This window comes from Pseudomonas sp. MDT1-16 (genome assembly GCF_054898115.1).
Genome location: NZ_CM142717.1, coordinates 3,103,528 through 3,126,115, shown reverse-complemented (window position 1 = coordinate 3,126,115; position 22,588 = coordinate 3,103,528). Strand labels below are relative to the sequence as shown.

The following is a 22,588-nucleotide window of genomic DNA, read 5'->3' as shown; positions in this document are numbered from 1 at the left end:
TCAGTCTCATCAGATGTAATCAGAAGGGACGGCTAACCCATGCACCGATCGTTAACGTTCAGAGCTATCGTTTGTTTGAGTAGCCTGGCCCCGGTCACACTGCTATACGCAGCACCGGACCCCCAGGTCGAAATACTAAAACAAGAACTCATGGAGTTGAAACAGCGTTACGAAGCACAACAGAACGCGCTGATGGTACTCGAGCAACGCGTTCGCCAAGTCGAAGAAACACCTGCGACACCTGCTCCCAAACGCCTGACCAAATCCCCCGCCGAAACGACCAAGGGTGGCCAGACGGTGGCCGCCGGTGCGCCGGGAACCACAGGCAGTTCATACGGCCAATCGCTCAAGGATGATTCGGAGCCTGCGCAAAGCGTTTCCAACCTGTATGACGAAGCCAGCGGCTTCTTCGGTGGCGGCAAGTTCAGCCTCGAAACCGGCCTGACCTACACGCACTACGATACCCGTGCGCTGACGCTCAATGGCTTCCTGGCACTGGACTCGATTTTCCTCGGTAACATCAACCTCGACCGTATCAAGGCGGATAACTGGACCCTGGACCTGACCGCCCGCTACAACGTGGCACAACGCTGGCAGTTCGATATTAACGTCCCCGTGGTTTATCGCGAATCAACGTATTCCTCCGGTGGCGCCGGTGGCGCGGGCCCGGTGACGTCGGACGCAACCGTTACCCGCGACCCGACCATCGGCGATGTGAACGTTGGCGTTGCTTACAAGTTTCTGGATGAGTCGGCCAACCTGCCCGACGCGGTCGTTACACTGCGCGTCAAGGCGCCGACCGGTAAAGACCCTTACGGCATCAAGCTGGTCAATGACCCAAACAACGATAACCTCTCGGTACCCGAGGACTTGCCTACCGGCAATGGTGTCTGGTCGATCACCCCGGGTATCTCGCTGGTCAAGACCTTCGACCCGGCCGTGCTGTTCGGCAGCCTGGCCTACACCTACAACATGGAAGACTCTTTCAGCGACATCAGCCCTCAGATCAACTCCAAGGTGCCCGGGGACGTGAAACTGGGCAATTCCTGGCAGGTTGGCGCCGGCATTGCATTCGCCTTGAACGAGAAGATGAGTATGTCGTTCTCATTCACCGATCAGTTCGCCCGCAAGAGCAAGATCAAGCCGGACGGTGGTGATTGGCAATCGATTTCCAACAGCGATTACAACTCGGCCAACTTCAACATCGGCATGACCCTGGCAGCAACCGATAACCTGACGATCGTTCCCAACCTGGCCATCGGCCTGACCGACGACTCGCCAGACTTTTCCTTCAGCCTGAAATTCCCGTACTACTTCTAATCCGGACCCCACGAAAAAGCCCGCTTTTTCGGCGGGTTTTTTTGTTGATTCTGTAGGAGCGAGGCTTGCCCGCGAAGAACGATAGCGCGGTGATTCAGTTAAACCGCGTAGCGTTCTTCGCGGGCAAGTCGGATCGCCGCACCGCTCGCTCCTACGGGTCTGCAATCGCTCAACGTATCTGATGCTTGTGCAACAAACGGTAGAAGGTAGGCCTGGATATCCCCAGCACCCTGGCGGCGATGCTCAAATTATCGCTGTGGCGGTTAAGTACATCGCATAAGGCCTGGCGCTCTGCCCGGTGCTTGTAGTCTTCCAGCGTGCCCATCGGCGCGGCAAGGGCCTGATGGCTGATCAGCCCCAGGTCTCGCGCTTCGATCTGCCGGCCTTCGGCCAGTACCAACCCGCGACGTACCCGGTTGGCCAGCTCGCGAACATTGCCCGGCCAGTCATGCTTGCCCATGGCAATCAAGGCGTCTTCACTGAAGCTGCGCGGACGGCGGCCGGTTTCATGGCTGTAGAAATGGGAAAAATGGTTGGCCAGCATCGACAGATCGCCATTGCGCTCACGCAGGGGCGCGGTCGCGACCTGCAACACGTTCAGGCGATAATACAGATCTTCGCGAAAGCGTTTCTTCTCGATCGCGGCCTCAAGATCGACATGGGTCGCGGCCAACACCCGCACATCCACGGGAATCGGCTGACTGCCGCCCACCCGCTCGATGTGTTTTTCCTGGAGGAAACGCAACAGGTTCGCCTGCAGCTCCAGGGGCAGATCACCGATCTCGTCGAGAAACAGCGTGCCGCCGTTGGCCGCTTCGATCCGTCCGACCTTGCGTTGATGGGCGCCAGTAAAGGCACCCTTCTCGTGGCCGAACAGTTCGGACTGGATCAGGTGCTCGGGAATAGCCCCGCAGTTGATCGCGACAAAGGGTTTACTGTGGCGCAGGGATTGTCGATGCAGCGTGCGGGCGACCAGTTCTTTACCTGTCCCGCTTTCGCCGCGAATCAACACCGGCGACTCGGTGGGCGCCAGTTTGCTTAATAGCTTGCGCAGTTCGCGTATAGGCTTGCTGTCGCCCAGCAGTTCGTGCTCGGGCTGATCGATATGAACCGTGCCCTGCCCGCGCAGGCGCGCCATGCCAAAGGCCCGACCCAGTGTGACCTGGACCCTGGAGACATCGAACGGCAACGTATGAAAATCGAAAAACCACTCGCAGACAAAGTCCCCGACGTTCTGTAGCCGCAGGACTTCCTGGTTGAGCACGGCGATCCACTCGGTACCGCTGCGGCTGATCACCTCTTTGACGGCATCCGGGTGATCGAGATGACAGGGCTGCAAACGTAACAAACCCACGTCACAGGCCCGGTCGGCGGCGTTTTCCAGCGAACAGCTGTCAACGTCCCAACCTACGGAGCGTAATCCCGGTAACAGACGATGGCAGTCGTCGCAGGGATCCACCACTAATAAACGTCGTAAGGCAGGCGCTTCGTTCATGAAAGTTCCTTGGCGCCAAACTTTAGGAATTTTTATTAAAAACAGTCATTTGGCGGATCTGGCTGTAACATTAGCAAGAATTTGACGGGAGCTTGTACCGTTTGACTATAGGCCTGCTGCGTATTGAGTTATAAGAAGCGGTTTTTCCAGCTACCTGACGAGTGTTTCCTTACATTGCGCTTTCAAAGCGAGCCTCATTCCCGAGGACAAGAAAGAAAATTGAAATTTCTTTTGATTGTGTGTGACCCAAGCCCTGGTTGCGGGCATCAGTACAAGTAACCAGCCGAACGGTAAGCCCAACCGACGGCACATCACTTGATTGGGCACACAGAGAGAAAATCCCATGACCGCCCCGCTCCGTATCAACGAAGCTCTTTTGATTGCCGACCGCGCGTTCAAGCCATTTCAATGCGTGGCCTGGGCCCCACAAGACGGCAATGGCGAACTCAGCCTGACCGTTATCGATCGCACCAACACCCGCATCAGTCGCACACAGATCCCAAGCAGTGCGTATTCCGATCCTGCACAACTTGAAAGCTTGCTCGAACAGGCACGCGCCGAGTTAAGTCAGGACGGTTATCAACTGCAATCGTGGTCGATGCCACACTAAGCATGTTGCGGGTTACTTATCGGTAACCCGCACCTCCCCGATTATTTTTCGAAGTTGCACGCAGTGAACTACTTGGCAGGCTTGCCAGTGGTTCGAAAAGACACTGTTCTGGCACACAGCGACCCTCCGTTTATTAGTTTTGACAGTTGTGCATCTAATCATTCAAGGATTGAATGATTTCCTTATACAGTCGCCACCCCACCTCCTGGATCAGGACGACTCGCAAGGAGCTGCGTGCATGTCACTCCAGACAGCGGTTGCCTCACCTGCAGCACTGAACGACGCCGGAACGCTCGATACAACCTTTGCCGGCACCGGCAAAACCCAAGTGTATTTTGCTGGCAGCCTCTCAAGCATGGCCAACGGCGTGGCGATTGATTCACGTGGCAGGTTGTTGGTCGCGGCGAAGGTCGAAACGCGGGGCGGCAACCGCTTTGGTCTGGCTCGCCTGCTTGAGGACGGCTCGGCAGATCTGGCGTTCGGCAGTAAAGGCAGCGTCATCGGGCAATTTGAACACGGCTTCGAGGCCATGGCCGGCAGCGTCCAGGTTTTGCCCGATGGGCACATTCTGGTCGCCGGCCTGCACTACGAAGATGCTCGCCGGACACTGCCCGCCCTCGCCCTGTTTGATCAGCATGGCCAGCCGGTCCAATGTTTTGGCGACAATGGCCGCTGCGTCGTGCGTCTGCCAGGCGGTCTTTCCCGGGGTGTGCGTAACGCCTGGCTACCACCCGGCGTACCGGGAGCAGAAGCCTGTGATGTGTGCGTGCAGGAGGACGGTCGAATCCTGCTGCAGGCCAATCATCACTTCGAACTGGCCGATCATGTTGGCATCCTGATACGACTCAACACCGATGGCTCGCTGGACGATACCTTCAACGGTCGTGGCTTCGTGATTGTCAGGCACTTGCTGATGAACACCTGGCTCAGCAGCCTGAGGGTGCAACAAGACGGTCGAATCCTGGTGGGCGGGTCGATCAACTTCCCTGAAGAGGGTCTGCTGGCCCGCTATCACACCGACGGCAGGCTCGACAATTGTTTCGCCGTGGATGGTTTTATGACCTTCAAGGCACGGGGGTATAGCGCTCAGGTCAGCCAGGTCGTCCAACAGGAAAATGGCGATGTGCAGTGTTTTGGCAGCAGCCGCGACCCGATGCACTGCCTGGCACTGAGAGTAAACAGCAACGGTCGCCCGGACATTCATTGCAATGGAGGCCACGCCCAGTTGCTGCAGATCGGCCACAGTGGCTGCCAGTGGACTGCCGCGCAGGCATTGCCGGACGGTTGTGTGCTGACGGTCGGGGCAACGATCGGCGCTGTCGAGGCGGATTTCATTCTGGCCCGGCATCTGCCTGACGGGCAACTCGATCACAGCTTCGGCAATGGCGCCGGTTGGGTTTGCACTCACCTGAGCCGCAGCCTGGATACCGCGACTTCAGTGATCATCCAGACCGATGGAAACATTGTCGTAGGTGGCTATTCACAGGATGGCAATTATCGGGCGGTCGTCGCCCGCTATCGGGGGTAGGCCTGCATAGTTTTCCTACACTTGATCTTCTCTTCCGCTTACGGCAAGTTGCGCGCTTCTTAATGCAAGGAGTAGCCGATGCCCGGTTCAATGGCTCAGGCGTTCGCGCACAATTTTCTCGGGCATTCACCCCGCTGGTACAAGGCAAGCATTGTTGGCTTCCTGATTCTCAACGCACTGGTGTTGTGGACCGTAGGCCCAGTGGCGGCCGGTTGGCTGCTGGTGCTGGAATTCATCTTCACCCTGGCCATGGCGCTCAAGTGTTATCCGTTGATGCCCGGCGGCTTGCTGCTGGTCGAAGCGCTGCTGCTGAAGATGACCACGCCCCAGGCACTCTACGACGAACTGGTGCACAACTTCCCGGTGATTCTGCTGCTGATGTTCATGGTCGCCGGCATCTACTTCATGAAAGACCTGCTGTTGTTTCTGTTCTCACGGCTGCTGCTCGGGGTTCGCTCCAAGGCGCTGCTGGCGTTGATGTTCTGCTTCCTGTCGGCGTTTCTGTCGGCGTTTCTTGATGCCTTGACGGTAACCGCTGTGATCATCAGTGCGTCCGTCGGGTTTTACTCGGTATATCACCGCGTTGCCTCGGGCAATGATCCGCGTCAGGACAGCGAGTTTGGCGATGACCAGCACCTGCCCAAACTCCATCACGCCGACCTCGAACAATTCCGTGCCTTTCTGCGCAGTCTGCTGATGCACGGCGCCGTGGGTACCGCGCTGGGCGGTGTTTGCACATTGGTCGGTGAGCCGCAGAACCTGTTGATCGGCCACGAGATGGGCTGGCACTTCGCTGAGTTCTTTCTGAAAGTCGCCCCGGTTTCATTGCCGGTCCTGGTGGCAGGTCTGGTGACCTGCGTCCTGCTGGAGAAGTTGCGCTGGTTCGGTTACGGCACGCTGTTACCGGACAACGTGCGTGTGGTACTGGCCAATTACGCCGCCGAAGACAATGCCGAACGCACCTCACGCCAACGTGCAGCGCTCATCGTGCAGGCATTGGCAGCGCTGATTCTGATTGCGGGGCTGGCGTTCCACATTGCCGAGGTCGGCCTGATCGGCTTGATGGTGATCGTGCTGATCACCGCGTTCACTGGCATCACCGACGAGCACCGAATCGGCAACGCGTTCAAAGATGCCATGCCGTTCACAGCGCTGTTGGTGGTGTTTTTCGCGGTGGTGGCGGTGATTCACGATCAGCAACTGTTCACGCCTTTGATCCAGTGGGTGCTGGCCCTGCCGGCGGATCAACAGCCGGGCATGCTGTTTATTGCCAACGGTTTGCTGTCGGCCATCAGCGACAACGTGTTCGTGGCGACCATTTACATCACCGAAGTGAAACAGGCCTTCCTCTCCGGCCACATGAGCCGTGAGCATTTCGAGACGCTGGCGATTGCGATCAACACCGGCACCAACCTGCCGAGCGTGGCGACACCCAATGGTCAGGCTGCGTTTCTGTTCCTGCTGACCTCGGCGATTGCACCGCTGATTCGCCTGTCGTACGGGCGGATGGTGTGGATGGCGTTGCCGTACACCGTGGTGATGGGTGTGTTGGGGTGGTATGCAGTGAGTTTCTGGCTTTGAGTCAGCAGGTTTGACGCCTTCGCGGGCAAGTCGGATCGCCGCACCGCTCGCCCCTACAGGGGTGAATCTGTAGGAGCGAGCGGTGCGGCGATCCGACTTGCCCGCGAAGAACGATAACGCGGTTAACCTGCGTTGAGGATATAGCGCTCGATTGCCTGCGCCGCGCCGTCCTCGGTATTGGCGCCAGTCACCACATCGGCCTGGCGCTTCACCGCCTCTTCCGACTGCCCCATGGCGATCGACAAGCCTGCGCGATGAAACATCGCCGGGTCGTTACCGCCGTCGCCCAGCGCCGCGGTCTGCTCCAGCGGCACACCGAGAAATTTGGCCAGTGTCGCCAGCGCTGCGCCCTTATTCGCCTGCATCGCGGTCACGTCCAGGTACACCGGCTGTGAACGCGAGACCTGCGCCTGGCTCTCAACCTTGGGCAGCAGCTGCGCTTCCAGTTCGATCAACAACTGAGTGTTATTGCTGGTGGCGACGATCTTGTCGATACGCTCAAGAAAAGGCTCGAAGCTCTCGACCACCACCGGCGGATAGCCCAGCCCGTGCTGTTCGCGAGGGACCATCGGCCCGTTCGGATCCTTCAACAGCCAGTCGCCCCCGCTGAACACCCAGACTTCAACGTCTTGTTGATCGGAAAACAGCGCCAATGCCGTCAGCGCAGCCGTCGCCGGCAAGTAATGCGCGACCAGTAAACTGCCGTCCGGATTGACGATGGTGCCACCGTTGAAGGCGGCTGTCGGCAGGTCGACGCCCAAGGCTTCGATCTGCTGCAACATGGCTTTCGGCGGACGGCCAGTGGCCAGGCTGAACAGCACGCCGGCCTCGCGCAAGGAACGAACCGCTTCAATGGTGCGCTGGCTGAGGCTGTGATCGGGCAGTAGCAAGGTGCCGTCCATGTCGCTGAGCAGAAAACGGATGGGATGTTGCGTTGCATCACTCATCCGAGGCTGTGCCAAACGCGACCGTCGCGGGTCAGCAATTCTTCCCCAGCCTTCGGCCCGTCTTCGCCAGCGGCATACCTCTGTACGCTCGCGTCCTGCTGCCAGGCATCGAGGAACGGCTGCACGGCGCGCCAGCCATTCTCGATGTTGTCGGCGCGCTGGAACAGCGTCTGATCGCCCGTCAGGCAATCGTAGATCAGCGTTTCGTAGCCGGTGGACGGCTGCATTTCAAAGAAATCCTTGTAGGCAAAGCCCAGTTCGATATTGGCCATCTTCAAGGCCGGACCGGGTCGTTTGGCCAGCAGATCGAACCACATGCCTTCGTTGGGCTGAATCTGGATCCGCAGGTAGGTCGGTTGCAGCTCATCGACCTCGGTATCGCGGAACTGCGCATACGGCGCCGGTTTGAAGCAGATGACAATCTCGGTATCGCGCACGCTCATGCGCTTGCCGGTGCGCAGGTAGAACGGCACGCCGACCCAGCGCCAGTTGTCGATCATGACTTTCAGCGCGACATAGGTTTCGGTGTTGCTGTCGGGCGCCACGTTGTTTTCCTGGCGATAACCCGGCAACACCTTGCCGTCGACCTCGCCGGCTGCGTATTGGCCGCGCACCGAGTTGGCCAGCGCTTCCTCCACCGACCAGGGGCGAATCGCACCGACCACCTTGGCTTTCTCGCCGCGTACGGCATCAGCGCCGAAGGCGGCCGGCGGCTCCATCGCGACCATCGCCAGCAATTGGAACAGGTGATTGGGCACCATGTCCCGCAAGGCGCCGGTGTGTTCATAAAAACTGCCGCGGGTTTCCACGCCGACGGTTTCGGCGGCGGTGATTTGTACGTGGTCGATGTAGTGATTGTTCCAGAACGCTTCGAACAGGCTATTGGAGAACCGGCTGATCAGAATGTTCTGCACGGTTTCCTTGCCCAGATAGTGATCGATTCGGTAGATCTGGTTTTCCGTCATCACCTTCAGCAAGCAAGCGTTCAAGGCTTCGGCGGTGTGCAGATCGGAACCGAAAGGTTTTTCGATCACCACCCGTCTGAACGCTTCAGGGGTTTCCGCAAGCAACCCGGCGGCACCGAGACGGCGCACCACCTCGCTGAAAAAGCGTGGCGCGGTGGCCAGGTAGAAGACGGCGTTGCCGGTGCCGCTGGCGGCGATTTTCGCCGCCAGTGCTTGATAGGTGCTGTCGTCCAGGAAGTCACCCTGGACGTAGCTGATGCCTTTGGCCAGTTTGGCCCACAAGTCCGGGTCAAGGGCTTGATCGCCCTTGCCGACCTTGGCGGCCACTTCGGCTCGAATGAAATCTTCGAGTTTTTTCGCAAAGGCTTCGTCGGTGATGGCGTTGTGGTCAACGCCGATGATCCGCAGTCCATCCCCAAGCAGACCGTCACGACTCAGGTTGTACAGCGCCGGCATCAGCAGACGCTTGACCAGGTCACCATGGGCACCGAACAGGAACAGCGTGGTCGGTGGTGCGGGTTCTGCCTTGGATTTATTGCGGATCAAGCGGGTCATTTTTTCGCAGTCTCCACGTGGCCGCCGAAGCCGAAGCGCTGGGCCGAGAGAATCTTGTCGCCAAAGGTGCCTTGCCCGCGCGAACGGTAGCGCGAGAACAGCGAGTTCGACAGCACCGGTACGGGCACCGATTGCTCCATGGCGGCTTCGATGGTCCAGCGACCTTCACCGCTGTCAGCCACCGAACCGGAGTAGCCTTCGAGTTTCGGATCACTGGCCAGAGCGTCGGCGGTCAGGTCGAGCAACCACGAAGACACGACGCTGCCACGGCGCCAGACTTCGGCGATGTCGGCCACGTTCAGGTCAAAACGCTGATCTTCCGGCAGGTTAGTGCTGGCCTTGGTCTTGAGAATGTCGAAGCCTTCGGCGAAGGCCTGCATCATTCCGTATTCGATGCCGTTGTGGATCATTTTCACGAAATGGCCAGAACCGGCCGGGCCGGCGTGGATGTAACCGCGCTCGGCACGATCGTCTTCGGACTTGCGGTCCTTCGTCCGCGGGATGTCGCCCAGGCCCGGTGCAAGGCTCTCGAACAGCGGATCAAGGCGTTTAACCACCTCGGCTTCGCCGCCGATCATCATGCAGTAACCACGCTCCAGGCCCCAGACGCCGCCGGAGGTGCCGACGTCGATGTAGTGCAGGCCTTTCTCCGATAGGTTTTTCGCCCGGCGGATGTCGTCCTTATAGAAGGTGTTGCCGCCGTCGATAATGGTATCGCCGGCTTCAAGCAAGGTGCTCAGGGTGTCGATGGTGTCTTCGGTCGGTGCGCCGGCCGGCAGCATGACCCACACCGCACGTGGTTTGGCCAGGCCAGCGACCAGCGCCGGCAGGTCGATGACGCCAGAGGCGCCTTCTGCGGCCAGGGTGTCGACAAAGGCGGTATTGCGGTCGTAAACAACGGTGGTATGCCCGTTGAGCATCAGGCGCCGCGCAATATTGCCGCCCATGCGGCCCAGTCCAATAATCCCGAGTTGCATGTACTGATGCTCCCTACTACAAATAATGTGTGTCAAAGGTTATAGCCCAACGCGACTAATGTGGGTTAGTCCAGAGCGTTGGCACATAGTTTCCGGGCATTGTGCCCGATCCAGACCGATAACGTCGGTAATCGCGCTGACGACACAACGACCGTGAAAAATAAAAAAGTTCCCTTCTGAGGCAAAAGAAATCAAAATTGGCGCCGATAGTAATTCAGCACCCGATCTCGGGGCGGTTTTACAGTTGAGGCAGCCATTTGCGAGGTGAGCAATGGGCACAGTACATGCAGCACGGCCAGCACAAACCCTTTACGTCACGATCCGTCGTGATGAATTGCGCCAATTGAAAGACGAGCGCGACCAGTTGAGGCAGGAGCTCGCGCAATTGCGCTTGTTGACACAAGGCACTCAGACCCAGCCCTTACCTGTCGCCCACCATGCCCCTCACGCCTGATCCCCTCGCTTGAGTCGGAAACAGCCCTCTGCTGTTTCCGACAACGCTTCGACGCCTCGCCAATCCTGGCATCTCACAAAGTTTTCACATCGGCCTGTTGATACTCCGGTTCATTATGGCCGCTCGGTATCCGTGCGGCATCCGTTCGTCGGCGACATGGAAGGCCTCGGCGGTCGAAGTGATTACTAGGCTGGAGCGCCAATGGCTTTGTTTAAACGCAGCAATACGTCTGCGAAAGGTTTCGACTGGACAGGATTTCTCTGGCTGTTCCTGTTCTTCTGGTATTTTTCGGGCATTACCCAACTGCTGATCCAACTGACGGGCACCTCTGGTTTTACCGGGTTTCGCCAGGCCTTTGTGATGAGCGCCATCTGGCTCGCGCCGATGCTGCTGTTCCCCAAACAAACACGTGTCATGGCCGCGCTGATCGGCGTGGTGCTGTGGGCCTGCTCGATGGCCAGCCTGGGTTATTTCTTCATCTATCAGCAGGAATTTTCCCAAAGCGTCATCTTCATTATGTTCGAATCGAACATCTCTGAAGCGGGCGAGTACATGACTCAGTACTTTGCCTGGTGGATGGTGGCGGCGTTCCTCGCTCACACCGCTTTCGCTTACGTCCTCTGGACTCGCTTGCGCCCGGTGTACATGCCTCGCGGTCGGGCACTGGTGGCTGCAACGGCCATTGTGGTCGCTGTCGTCGGTTATCCGCTGATCAAGCAAACCGCGCGTACCGGCAGCCTCGCCGGCGGTTTCGAAAAATTCGAAACGCGCATCGAGCCCGCCGTGCCTTGGCAGATGGCCGTGGCCTATCACCGCTACCTCGATACCCTGGCCGGTATGCAAGACATGCTCCATAGCGCCAGCAAGATTCCACCCCTGCACAATCTTAAAGATACGACGGCCAATCAGCCGGCGACCCTGGTGCTGGTGATCGGCGAGTCCACCAACCGTCAGCGCATGAGCCTGTATGGCTACCCTCGGGAAACCACCCCGGAGCTGGACAAGCTCAAGGAACAACTGGCGGTCTTCGATAACGTCATCACCCCGCGCCCTTACACCATCGAGGCGCTGCAGCAGGTGCTGACCTTCGCCGACGAAGAAAACCCGGATCTGTACCTGTCGACCCCATCGCTGGTGAGCATGATGAAGCAGGCGGGCTACAAGACTTTCTGGATCACCAACCAGCAGACCATGACAAAGCGCAACACCATGCTGACGACCTTCTCCCAACAGGCCGACGAGCAGGTGTACCTGAACAACAACCGCAACCAGAATGCCGCCCAGTACGATGGCGACGTGATCGAGCCGTTCAACAAGGCATTGGCCGACGCTGCGCCGCGCAAGCTGATCGTCGTGCATTTGCTCGGCACGCACATGAGCTACCAATACCGTTATCCGTCGTCCTTCGATAAGTTCAAGGACCGCAAAGGCGTTCCGGACGGTGTGCGCGACGATCAGGTGCCGACGTACAACAGCTATGACAACGCGGTGCTGTACAACGATTTTGTGGTCTCGAGCCTGATCAAGGACTACGCCAAGTCTGATCCGAATGGGTTCCTGCTGTACCTCTCCGACCATGGTGAGGACGTATTCGATTCGCCTGGTCATAGCACACTGGGTCGCAACGAGAGCAAACCGACGGCGCCGATGTACACCATCCCGTTCATGGCCTGGGCGTCACCGAAATGGCGCGAAAACCATGACTGGAGTTTTGCCGGTGATCTGGGGCGGCCTTACAGCAGCTCGCATCTGATCCATACCTGGGCTGATCTGGCAGGCTTGAGTTTTGATGAACTGGATCGCAGCAAGAGCCTGGTCAGCGACAGTTTCAAGCCCCGGCCATTGATGATCGGCAATCCTTATGAGCGCGAGCAAAAGGCACTGATCGACTTCAGCCTGATGAAACCCAAGGCCACGCCTGCCAATCCGGCAGTCGTTCAGAAGTAATCTTTTCAGGGGCCAGCTCCGGCCCCTTTTTCCTACGCCATTGCGCGACAACTCTGCCCGAATCCTCGCAGAGATAGTAATTATTCTCGTTTAGTGCTAAATCCCGCCTCTCCCCTTCGTCTTTGAACAAACGGAATTTTTCCATCGACGACAAGGAGTCGGCCGCGATGTTCGCGCCTATTACCCGTTCCATGACTTTTACCCTGGGCCTGTGCAGTGCCGCCCTGTGCCCCGATTTGCTGGCTGAAACCAGCCCTGAGCAGGAGCCCGGCCGCACCCTCGAACTGGGTGCTACCCATGTCACCGCCCAAAGTTTGGGCAGCACCACCGAAAACACCGAGTCGTACACCACCGGCGCCATGAGCACTGCGACGCGCTTGGACCTGTCGATCAAGGAAACGCCGCAATCGGTTTCCGTGGTCACGCGCCAGCAAATGGACGATTTCAAACTCGGTACACTTTCCGAAGCCATGAGCCAGACCACCGGCGTGGTGGTTCAGCACAACGATTCGGACCGGGTCAGCTATTCGTCCCGGGGTTACACGATCAACAATTTCCAGATCGATGGCATGCTGAATACCTTCAGCTACATGAAGTCCGATTCCGACACCATCATCTACGACCGCATCGAAGTGGTTCGCGGCGCGACCGGCCTGACCACGGGCGCGGGCGACCCTTCGGCCACCATCAACATGGTGCGCAAACGGCCGACGGCGCAGTGGCAAGCCCAATCCGGCGTCAGCGGCGGCCGTTATGACGACTACTACAGTTATCTGGACGTCGGCGGCCCACTGGCTTTCGACGGACGCCTGCGCGGACGCAGCGTGCTGGCCTATCGCGACAGCCATTCATTCCGCGACAAGTACCAGCAACAACGGGAAGTCGGTTACGGGATTCTCGAAGCCGACCTGACCGATGACACTGTGTTGGCTGTGGGTTACGACTATCAGAACAAACATGTGCAGGGCACATCCTGGGGCACCGTACCGTACTGGAACTCTGACGGCGGCAAAGCCAACCTGGGACGCTCGACCAACATGGCCACGTCCTGGAGTTCCTGGCCGCTGAAGGACAAAACCGCGTTCGCCAATCTGGACCATCAACTGGGAGGCGGTTGGCACCTCAAGGCTGCCTACACTCACCGGGAAAGTGACACCGACGGCAAGATCTACTACGGCGGTGGCGGCTTCCCGAATGCCGATCGCAGCGGCATGAGCGCCAACGTCAGCCACATGATCGGCACGCAAAAAATGAAGGCCTATGACTTCAACGTGTCGGGACCTTACTCGCTGTTCGGGCGTGAGCACGAAATGATGATCGGCTATGGCGAAGCCGAACGCAGCGAAGAAAACCCTTACACGGTAGACGGCGCACGGCCGTCGGATTACGAAAACGTCCCCGATTGGAAGTACATGGGTGGCATCCCCAAATTCCCCGACACCGTCACCAGCCTGCAAGGTTCCAATGAAAGTACCCGGCAAAAAGCCGGTTACCTGGCCACTCGCTTGACCCTGACCGACGACCTGCACGCGGTACTCGGCAGTCGTTATGGCAGCTGGGAAATGTCGAAGAAGACCAACAAATACGACAACAACCTGCAACTGACCGATGTCGAAATCACTCGCCAACAGCACAACGACATGTGGACCCCTTACGCCGGGCTGCTCTACGACATCACGCCTGAGTACACGGCTTACGTCAGCTACACCGATATTTTCAAACCGCAAGAAGACCGTGACAGCCATCATAAATACCTGGAACCGGTGGTCGGCAGCAACTATGAGCTGGGGCTCAAGGGCAGCCTCCTGGAAGAGCGCCTCAACCTCGCCACCGCATTGTTCTGGAGCAAGCAGGACAACGTCGCGGAGCTCGACGACTCGGTGCCACCGGACCCGGTCACCGGGGAGGAATTCTTCAAATCGGGCGGCAAAGGTAACAAGGTTCAGGGTTTCGAAGCCGACGTCTCCGGCGAGGTCACGGCGGGCTGGAACATGACAGCCGGTTACACCTACACCCATTCAGCCAATGGCGAGAAGCAGCGCAACAACACCAACCAGCCGTTGAATATGTTGCGCTTCTCCACGGCCTATCGCCTGCCCGGCGACTGGCAGGCACTGACCGTGGGTGGTGCGGTGAATTGGCAAAGCGACGTCTACCGCGCCGCCAGGCGCCCGGTCGGACGTGGCGCCGGTGGCGAGGTGATCACCGCCAGCGCGAACATCCGCCAGGAGGCTTACACCGTGGTCAAGTTGATGTCGCGTTATGAGTTCGACAAGCACCTGTCGGCCTCGCTGAACGTCAATAACCTGTTCGACAAGAAGTATTACGACAACATCGGGTTTTACAACGGCGTCTTTTGGGGCGACCCGCGCACGGTGACCCTGAGCCTGGATTGGAAGCTCTAAGCGTTGTTAACTCTCGCTTAACCGAATCGTCGAAAACTGTGCCTTCGACACTGGCTCATGGACGAAAGGCACCCGACAATCGTAGTGGGAGGCAAACCATGAAACGTACACCCCTGATCATCGCCGGCCTGATGACGTTCGTCTCGGCAAGCGCATTGGCCGAAGGCGGCGCCGAACGCATGCGGTATTACTTCGACACCCTGCGGTACAACCAACAGCAGGCGCTGGGTAACACCACCGAAGGCAAAAGTTCTGAACTCCGGGTTCCGGACGATCAAACCGCACAGGTGACCGAGTCCTACAGACCGAAATAAACAAAGGGCGTCCTGATGGACGCCCTTTTTTTTATGCCCGCAAGTGATTAAAGCGCCTTGGTCCAGAACAGCATCCGACCGTGCGCCGGGTCGAACATGCCCGCGGCAAAACCGAACTTGCCATAGGACGCTTGGGCGATTGCATTACCTTCCAACACCTCCAGCGTGATTTTGCAGCAGCCGCGTTGGCGAGCGATGTCCTCGACCTTTTGCAGCATTTTCTGGCTCAACCCCAAGCCGCGAAACTTCTTCACCACCATCACATCGTGCACATTGACCAACGGTCGACAGGCGAAGGTCGAGAAACCTTCAAAGCAATTGACCAGCCCCGCCGGCTCGCCACCGACGAAGGCCAGCACGCTGAACGCATAGGGACGCTTCGCCAGTTACGCCGGCAGTTGTTCCAGCCTGTCGGCAGGCAATGAGTGGCCCCCGCCCATCGGGTCTTCGGCGTAAGCATTCAGCACCAGACCAATAGCCTCGGCATGCACCGCATTGGTGTAGCTGGCCTGAAGCACAAGAATTTCTGCGGATTCCATTTCCACCCTCGATTACACATGAAGTAGCCCCAGCACGCAGCTCGTACTGGAAAGCCGAACGACAATATCGCGAGCGCTGCTCATGCTGCAATCTTTACGATCAAGCGCCCCAGATCAGCGTTTCGGTCCACCCCAGCTCGGCAAAATCCTCGGCCCTCAAGCCTGACTCTCCGGCACAGAAAAACTCGTCCAGTTGCGGCGGTTTGACCGAGGTACCGCTGAGCATGGCGTGAACCTGCCCGCGATGATGAATCTGGTGCTCGAACAAATGGGAGAGCATACGTACGCGGCTCTCATATTGCGGCGTGTCCCGGGCGATGGTCACGATCTTCCCGAGGTCGGCATCGCGCATTTGCTCGCAGTAGGCGATCAGTCGCCGGTCTACCAGCGCTTGTTCGCGCTCGAGGTCGACCGCGTGCGTAAACGGCTCGTCCTGGTTGAAAAACACGTAGCAATCGGGATGCGGATCATCGCCGCGCAACTCCCGCTCCAGCGCATCCACGTAAAACCAGTCACAGGTCAGGATGTGATTGAGGGTAGCGCGCAGACTGGGAAAGAAGCTGACCCGCGGTGCCGCCAGCTCGGCCGGGTTCAACTGGCTCCAGGTCTTGGCGAGTCGATGATTGGCCCAGGCGTTCTGGTAGGCCATGGTCAGCAAATGGTGCGACAGAGGCTGATTCATGTTCGCGGCTCCTTGGGTTCAAGCTTCGGCGAAACGTTGCAGCTGCATTTCCTGTAATCGGCTGAGGGTGCGGCGGAATGGAAACTCCAGATAACCCTCGGTGTACAACGATTCCATGGGCACCTGCGCTTCAAGGCACAGCGGCACCTTGCGGTCATAGCACTCGTCCACCAGGGCGATGAAACGCCGTACACCGTCGTCATGCACCGACAATTGCGGCAACTCGCGATCACCCGCCACCACCCGCTCGACGCCGTCTTCAGTGCCCCGGGCGATGCGCCCTTCGCGCTTTTGCGCGCTGAGGTTGGGCACGTCACTCAACAGAATAGCGCTGAAGGTGTCGCACAGGGCGATGAAATCCATGGCGGCAAAAGGCTGTTCACAGAGATCGGCGTAACGACTCCAGAGCACGGTTTCGCTGGCCTGCACGACATTGAGTGAGCGATAGCCTACCTTGATCGGGTCACTGGCCACCGACTGGCCGACGGTCAGTGCCTTGAACACTTCACCCAGCGCACTGGGCTGTCCCGATGCGGCCACCCAGTAACGTTGCAAACCTATGCCGGGGTGGAGACGATGATCTTCACCACCGTCCACCGCAATCACCTGCATATGTTTCTTGATGGCCTCGATGGCGGGCACGAACCGGTCGCGGTTGAAGCCCTCGGCGTACAGTTGATCCGGGGGCTGATTGGAGGTGCAAACTACAACCACGCCCTGCTCGAACATCACCTGAAACAAACGGCCAAGAATGATGGCGTCGCCGATGTCGTTGACGAACAGTTCGTCAAAGCACAGCACCCGAACTTCCTCGCTCAGTTCGCGAGCCAGTGCCTTCAAAGGGTCGGCGGTGCCGGTCAGCTGAAACGAGCGTTGATGCACCCAGCCCATAAAGTGGTGAAAGTGTTGGCGACGGGCCGGGACCTTCAGGCTTTGGTAAAACTGGTCCATCAACCAGGTTTTACCGCGTCCGACCGGCCCCCAGAGGTACACGCCGGTGATCGGCGCGCGCCCTTCATGCAGCGCTTCGTAGCATTTTTGCAGCGCCCAGACGGCATGTTCCTGAGCTTCGTCCTGGACGAAGCCCTTCTGTTCGATGGCGTGTTGCCAGGCGCTTAAGGGAGAGTCGACATTCATGCGCGGCAGTATGCCACGCGGCTTGGTTAGAGGGAGATGTCTAGCCGGGCGATCTTGCCCTGCTCGTTCAGGCGAAACATGTAGCGCAATTCCAGAGGGCTGCCAGGAAACGTCCCGGAGATCAGGTTGTGCACCAACACTTTGCCGGTGCGCAGTTGCACGTCGAGCACTTCAACCCGTGGCTGGTAACGCTGGGCGGTGTCTTGCATCCACTGCGCGATGGCGTGAGTGCCGACCTGGTGCTGGCCTTCATCGAACACATTGGCATCCTCAGCGAAAAAACTAGCGACCCGCGAGGTGTCGCGGGCATTGGCCGCAGCAATATAGGCGGCGATGGCGGGTGCCAGTGAAGCGTCTGGATTGGGCATGTTTACGGCTCCTTGTTTGTTGATTCTGGCCCCATGCTAAAACAGGCCTGTGTCAGTTCTTGTCAGGAGTGAAACGCCCGGCTTCATCCAGTTGCATCTGCTTGCGCCAGGTCCGCAACAGGTCGCTGCGCCGCCCCGGATACCGCTCGCCCTGCGCACTGGCGGCCGAGATCCGGTCGGTGCGAAAGGTGCGATAGGCGCTGCGCAACTCACACCAGGCGACGATGATTCGCGCCTCGTTCAGAAACCCCAGGGCCAGTGGCCAGATCAGCCGCTGACTCGGCACCTGATGGGCGTCCGCGTAGTCGATGTGCAGCTTGGCCTGATCGCGGATGGCCTGGCGAAACACAGTCAGTGGCACCGCGTTGGGCGCAAAGCCATAACCGCGCGGGCCCGGCAGGACTGTCGGGTTGCGTAACGCGTCGAGCGCTTCAGGCGCCAATACCGCGGCAATCTTGGCCAGCGCATCCGCCGCGGCCTTGCTCAATACCTCATCCCCGCGCTGATCCACATAGCGCAAGCCCAACACGATGGCTTCGGTTTCATCGGCGTTGAGCATCAATGGCGGCAGAAACAAACCGCTGCGCAGCACGTAGCCGATTCCCGCTTCACCGTAAATCGGTGCGCCGAGTGCGGTGAGTTCAGCGATGTCGCGGTACAGCGTGCGCTCGGAAATCTCCAATTCGCCGGCAAGCGTCGCCGCGGTCACCGGACGACTTTTGCCGCGCAGCACTTGCAACAAGGTCAGTAAACGAGTGGTACGCGACACGATCGGCAGGCTCTGTCCGGAAAAGTTGTCGAAGCTTAGCAGAGCATCCTGTCAGAAAGTGGCAGGAGCGATGGGCCGGGGGTCGGCCCTTCTCTGAAGCTGGCGGCAATTTCATCGACACCGCCAACGGTTATCAGGCTGGCCAGTCGGAAGCAGGGCTGAAACCCTGGATCTGCCAATCATCCCGGTCGCCTGAAAAAGCATCGTCGGATCGCCGGCCGGACCAAGCCCGCGCCCACAGGTACTGCGCTGTACTTGTGGGAGTGGCGGTGCGGCGATCCGACTTGCCCGCGATGGTGTCGGAGGAGTCACCGCAGGTCGGTGTTACCGGTCGACCTTATGTTTAGCCGCATACAAACACAGCATTTCCATCGCCAACGTCGCCGCCGCCAGTGAGGTAATGTCCGCACTGTCGTAGGCCGGCGCCACTTCCACGACGTCCATCCCCACCAGATTAATCCCGCGCAAGCCACCCAGGATTTCCAGCGCCTGCACCGTGCTCAAGCCGCCGCACACCGGCGTTCCGGTGCCCGGAGCGAATGCCGGGTCGAGGCAATCAATGTCGAACGTCAGGTACACCGGGTGATCGCCGACCCTCGCCCGAATCGCTTCGACAATTGCATCAACACCACGTCGATGCACTTGCCGCGCATCCAGCACTTGAAAGCCCTGGTGATCGTCATTGGTGGTGCGCAACCCGATCTGAACCGAACGCGACGGATCCACCAGCCCTTCCTTGGCCGCGTGCCAGAACATCGTGCCGTGATCGACGCGCTTGCCGTCTTCGTCCGGCCAGGTGTCGCTGTGGGCGTCGAAGTGGATCAACGACAGCGGACCATGTTTACGCGCATGGGCCTTGAGCAGCGGATACGTGATGAAGTGATCCCCGCCGAACGTCAGCATCGCGCTACCGGCGTTGAGAATGTGTTCGGCGTGGGCTTCGATGCTTTCGGGCACCGACTGCGGTGTGCCGTAATCGAAGTCGCAATCACCGTAGTCGATGACCGCCAGATGGTCGAACGGGTCGAAGGTCCATGGCCAGTGGCGTTCCCAGGCAATCCCGGTGGACGCGGCACGAATGCCGCGTGGTCCGAAACGCGCTCCGGGGCGGTTGCTGGTGGCGGTGTCGAACGGGACACCGCTGACCGCTACATCAACGCCACGCAAGTCGCGACTGTAGCGACGACGCATGAAACTGGTGATTCCGGCGTAGGTACTTTCTGCGGCAGTGCCATAGAGGCTGTCGCGGGTCATGGCCTGATCGTTTTGCATCGGGACGTCCATCAGGTATTCCTTTTTAGTGGCGGCTACGGAAAGTGGTCCACAAGCGCGTGCGTTGACGCATGTCCTTGAGGCTCATGCTGCGGTCGGCGTACAACCGGTCACGCACGTCAGCCAGCGGGTAAATGTCCGGGTCGGTGCGCACCGCCTCATCCACCAGCGGTGTTGCGGCCTGGTTGGCCGTCGCGAAGAAAAGTGTGTTGGTCAGTGCCGCGACGGATTCCGGGCGCAGCATGAACTCGATAAAGGCGTGGGCCGCTTCAGGGTGAGGCGCATCCTTGGGGATCGCCAGGTTGTCCTGCCAGACCAGCGTGCCCTCTTTCGGAATCCGGTACGCCACTTCGAACGGCTTGTTGGCCTTGCGCGCCTGATCAGCGGCCATGCTGGCGTCACCGTTATAGGTCAACGCCAGGCATACGCTGCCATTGGCCAGATCGCTGATCTGCCGACCGGTGGCGACGTACAACACATTGGGTTGCAGCTGATGCAGCAGCGCTTCGGCGGCTGACAGATCCGCCTTGTCGGTGCTGTAAGGATTTTTACCCAGGTAATGCAGCGCCAGGCCGACCACTTCCTGGGGTGAATCGAGAATGGCAATGCCGCAGTCTTTCAGTTTGCTGGCGTATTCCGGCTTGAACAGCAGGTCCAGGCTGTTGAGCGGCACATTCGGCAAACGCTGCTTCACGGCTTCGACGTTCATCCCCAATCCCAGGGTGCCCCAGGTGTAGGGCACGCCATAGCGGTTGCCAGGATCGACGGCGGCGAGTTTTTCCAGCAAGTCCGGATCGAGGTTGGCGTACCCCTTGAGGCCTTCGTGAGGGATCTCTTTCAACGCACCGGCTGCCAGTCCGCGGGCCAGCACACTGGAAGACGGCACGACCACGTCGTAACCGCTGCCTCCGGTGAGCAACTTGGTTTCGAGTACCTCCGAAGAATCGAAGGTGTCGTACCGCACATGGATGCCAGTTTCCTGTTCGAAACGCTGCAAGGTCTCGGGAGCGACGTAATCAGCCCAACTGTAGAGGTTGACTACTTTTTCCTCGGCCTGGGCCGATACGGCCATGGCGAGAAACAGTGCGGGCAAACACAGCTTGAACGTGGGAGCCATGACGAAACACCTGACCAGAGGAAGTGGATGCAGAATGCGTCGTCAGATACATTGGAAAAATACCAAGGTAGTTATCCTGACTTTATCTCGGAGTAATGTTTGATGCTCGGCCAACTCCATGATCTCGATCTGCAACTGCTGCGGCTGTTCGTCAACGTGGTGGAGTGCGGCGGCTTCAGCGCGGCTCAGGGTGAATTGGGTCTGAGCCAGTCGAGCATCAGCCAGCAAATGGCCAAACTGGAAACCCGGCTCGGCTATCGTCTGTGCAGTCGCGGCAAGGGTGGTTTCAAAATCACGCCCAAGGGCGAACAACTGCTCAACGCGACTCGCAGCCTGTTCGAGTCCATCGAAGCCTTCCGCCATCAATCCAATGGTGTGGCCGGGCGCTTGATCGGCGAAGTTCGTCTGGGGCTGTCCGAAGCGCTCGATCAATCCGTGTTGCAACGGGTGGCCGATGCGATCCGGCGCTTTCGTGAACGGGACGAATCGGTGCGCATCGAATTGATCAGCGCCATGCCCGGTGAAATGGAACGGTTGCTGCTGCAACAACGACTGGACCTGGCGATCGGCTATTTCTCACAAGTGCAAAGCGCCTTTGACTACCGCGAACTGTTTACCGAAACCCAGCACCTGTATTGCGCCGCCGGACATCCGCTGTTCACCGACGATGCGCCTGACGATCACGCGCTACAGGCGTGTGATCGAGTCGATCACCCTTACCGTTTCCTGCGCAGCGACGAACCCTTCCAGGGGACGATGTGTTCGGCGCGTTCGGAGCAAGTCGAAGGCACCCTCGCCTTCATTCTTTCCGGTAAACACGTTGGCTATTTGCCCAATCACTTTGCCCGCAGCTGGGAAGACAAAGGATTGCTGCGGGCCGTGCGCCGAGGCGATATGAGTTTTGACGTGGCATTCCATCTGGCCCGCCATCGCGCGCAGGTGCCGGGGGATGCGCAAAGGGCATTTGAAGAGGATTTGCTGGCGGCATTTGCGGCACCCGTTTGATAATGATCGTTCCCATGCTCTGAACTGAACCCGTCTCGCCTGCAGCTGTCGCACCCTTGAACCGCTAGAAAATGCTCGAGGCCGAGCCACGGGTGGTTCGGCCTTTTCTTTAAGAGAGCATGTCCATGCGCAGTGTCCACGCCGTTTTGCTTTCCCTTCTTTTGCTCTCCCTTAGCGCCTGCGCCCTGCTGCCCAATCGCGACCCGCTGAACATCAACGTGGTCGGCTTCGAGCCGTTGCAAAGCCAGGACATGGAAGTACGCTTTGCCGTGAAAATACGCGTGCAAAATCCCAATGAGACCGCGATCGACTACAACGGCGTGGCCCTGGACCTGGAGGTCAATGGCCAGCCACTCGCCTCCGGCGTCAGCGATCAAGCGGGCTCGATTGCACGCTTTTCCGAAACCGTGCTGACGGTGCCGGTGAGCGTTTCGGCGTTCTCGGTGCTGCGTCAGACCTTGGGCCTGAGCCAGACACAAACCCTGAACAACCTGCCCTACGTGCTGCGAGGCAAACTGGCCGGTGGCTTGTTCGGCACCCTGCGTTTCGTGGAAAGTGGCAAACTCAGCCTGCCAGCGTCGACGACCGGCACCTGGTAATT

At 59.0% G+C, this 22,588-nt stretch carries 20 protein-coding genes and 1 pseudogene; 10 read left to right on the top strand and 11 right to left on the bottom strand.

The features are described 5' to 3' along the window. Positions 1-39: 39 nt before the first annotated feature. Positions 40-1,320, top strand: coding sequence for a coiled-coil domain-containing protein (locus ACYZT3_RS14220; protein WP_282379392.1), 1,281 nt, complete (start codon positions 40-42; stop codon positions 1,318-1,320). Between the two features lie 169 nt (positions 1,321-1,489). On the opposite strand, the gene ACYZT3_RS14215 is transcribed toward ACYZT3_RS14220, so the two are convergent. Beyond that, positions 1,490-2,815 (bottom strand): sigma-54 dependent transcriptional regulator, encoded by a 1,326-nt coding sequence (locus ACYZT3_RS14215; RefSeq protein ID WP_282379394.1) that lies wholly within the window; start codon positions 2,813-2,815, stop codon positions 1,490-1,492. 343 nt (positions 2,816-3,158) lie between these two features. On the opposite strand from ACYZT3_RS14215, the gene ACYZT3_RS14210 reads away from it, so the two are divergent. From ACYZT3_RS14210 to nhaB, 3 genes are all read left to right on the top strand, one after another. Then, positions 3,159-3,425 (top strand): hypothetical protein, encoded by a 267-nt coding sequence (locus ACYZT3_RS14210; protein WP_282379396.1) that lies wholly within the window; start codon positions 3,159-3,161, stop codon positions 3,423-3,425. 238 nt (positions 3,426-3,663) lie between these two features. Then, positions 3,664-4,953 carry an NHL repeat-containing protein gene (locus ACYZT3_RS14205; protein WP_282379398.1) on the top strand — a complete coding sequence of 430 codons (1,290 nt, stop codon included), beginning with the start codon at positions 3,664-3,666 and terminating at the stop codon, positions 4,951-4,953. A 78-nt stretch (positions 4,954-5,031) separates the two neighbouring features. Beyond that, positions 5,032-6,534, top strand: coding sequence for a sodium/proton antiporter NhaB (nhaB, locus tag ACYZT3_RS14200; RefSeq protein WP_282379400.1), 1,503 nt, complete (start codon positions 5,032-5,034; stop codon positions 6,532-6,534). A gap of 122 nt (positions 6,535-6,656) precedes the next feature. On the opposite strand, the gene ACYZT3_RS14195 is transcribed toward nhaB, so the two are convergent. The 3 genes from ACYZT3_RS14195 to gnd are packed head-to-tail and all read right to left on the bottom strand — an operon-like array spanning position 6,657 to position 9,978. Beyond that, positions 6,657-7,481, bottom strand: a complete 825-nt coding sequence (locus ACYZT3_RS14195; RefSeq protein ID WP_282379402.1) for an HAD family hydrolase — start codon at positions 7,479-7,481, stop codon at positions 6,657-6,659. Next, positions 7,478-9,001, bottom strand: coding sequence for a glucose-6-phosphate dehydrogenase (zwf, locus tag ACYZT3_RS14190; protein WP_282379404.1), 1,524 nt, complete (start codon positions 8,999-9,001; stop codon positions 7,478-7,480). Before zwf ends, ACYZT3_RS14195 begins: the two co-directional genes overlap by 4 nt. After that, positions 8,998-9,978: a phosphogluconate dehydrogenase (NAD(+)-dependent, decarboxylating) gene (gene gnd, locus ACYZT3_RS14185; protein ID WP_462030130.1), complete on the bottom strand. Its 981-nt coding sequence runs from the start codon at positions 9,976-9,978 to the stop codon at positions 8,998-9,000. Before gnd ends, zwf begins: the two co-directional genes overlap by 4 nt. A gap of 271 nt (positions 9,979-10,249) precedes the next feature. Between gnd and ACYZT3_RS14180 the strand changes: the two genes are divergently transcribed. The 4 genes from ACYZT3_RS14180 (at position 10,250) to ACYZT3_RS14165 (ending at position 15,098) form a co-directional block, all read left to right on the top strand. After that, positions 10,250-10,432 (top strand): DUF6026 family protein, encoded by a 183-nt coding sequence (locus tag ACYZT3_RS14180; RefSeq protein ID WP_282379408.1) that lies wholly within the window; start codon positions 10,250-10,252, stop codon positions 10,430-10,432. A gap of 201 nt (positions 10,433-10,633) precedes the next feature. Then, positions 10,634-12,379 (top strand): phosphoethanolamine transferase CptA, encoded by a 1,746-nt coding sequence (locus ACYZT3_RS14175; RefSeq protein WP_282379410.1) that lies wholly within the window; start codon positions 10,634-10,636, stop codon positions 12,377-12,379. 167 nt (positions 12,380-12,546) lie between these two features. After that, a complete protein-coding gene (locus ACYZT3_RS14170) occupies positions 12,547-14,784 on the top strand; it encodes a TonB-dependent siderophore receptor (protein ID WP_462032327.1) in 2,238 nt (745 codons plus the stop codon). A gap of 98 nt (positions 14,785-14,882) precedes the next feature. Further along, on the top strand, positions 14,883-15,098 hold the full coding sequence (locus ACYZT3_RS14165) for a hypothetical protein (protein ID WP_282379414.1): 216 nt from the start codon (positions 14,883-14,885) through the stop codon (positions 15,096-15,098). 47 nt (positions 15,099-15,145) lie between these two features. Here ACYZT3_RS14165 and ACYZT3_RS14160 read toward each other — a convergent pair. From ACYZT3_RS14160 to ACYZT3_RS14130, 7 genes and pseudogenes are all read right to left on the bottom strand, one after another. After that, positions 15,146-15,637 (bottom strand): annotated as a pseudogene (locus tag ACYZT3_RS14160) (GNAT family N-acetyltransferase). A 100-nt stretch (positions 15,638-15,737) separates the two neighbouring features. Further along, positions 15,738-16,319 (bottom strand): DinB family protein, encoded by a 582-nt coding sequence (locus tag ACYZT3_RS14155; RefSeq protein WP_462032326.1) that lies wholly within the window; start codon positions 16,317-16,319, stop codon positions 15,738-15,740. 18 nt (positions 16,320-16,337) lie between these two features. Next, a complete protein-coding gene (gene zapE / locus ACYZT3_RS14150) occupies positions 16,338-17,456 on the bottom strand; it encodes a cell division protein ZapE (protein WP_282379420.1) in 1,119 nt (372 codons plus the stop codon). A gap of 26 nt (positions 17,457-17,482) precedes the next feature. Continuing rightward, positions 17,483-17,824 (bottom strand): nuclear transport factor 2 family protein, encoded by a 342-nt coding sequence (locus ACYZT3_RS14145; protein ID WP_282379422.1) that lies wholly within the window; start codon positions 17,822-17,824, stop codon positions 17,483-17,485. 52 nt (positions 17,825-17,876) lie between these two features. Next, positions 17,877-18,593: a helix-turn-helix transcriptional regulator gene (locus ACYZT3_RS14140; protein ID WP_282379424.1), complete on the bottom strand. Its 717-nt coding sequence runs from the start codon at positions 18,591-18,593 to the stop codon at positions 17,877-17,879. A gap of 324 nt (positions 18,594-18,917) precedes the next feature. Next, entirely contained in the window at positions 18,918-19,877 is a 960-nt protein-coding gene (gene speB / locus ACYZT3_RS14135; RefSeq protein WP_282379425.1) for an agmatinase, read from the bottom strand. Positions 19,878-19,890: 13 nt separating this feature from the next. Further along, positions 19,891-20,982, bottom strand: coding sequence for a polyamine ABC transporter substrate-binding protein (locus ACYZT3_RS14130; RefSeq protein ID WP_282379426.1), 1,092 nt, complete (start codon positions 20,980-20,982; stop codon positions 19,891-19,893). Positions 20,983-21,084: 102 nt separating this feature from the next. On the opposite strand from ACYZT3_RS14130, the gene ACYZT3_RS14125 reads away from it, so the two are divergent. Both ACYZT3_RS14125 and ACYZT3_RS14120 read left to right on the top strand, forming a co-directional pair. Further along, entirely contained in the window at positions 21,085-21,987 is a 903-nt protein-coding gene (locus tag ACYZT3_RS14125; RefSeq protein ID WP_462032325.1) for a LysR family transcriptional regulator, read from the top strand. A 125-nt stretch (positions 21,988-22,112) separates the two neighbouring features. Beyond that, entirely contained in the window at positions 22,113-22,586 is a 474-nt protein-coding gene (locus ACYZT3_RS14120) for an LEA/WHy family protein (RefSeq protein ID WP_282379429.1), read from the top strand. Positions 22,587-22,588 lie beyond the last annotated feature (2 nt).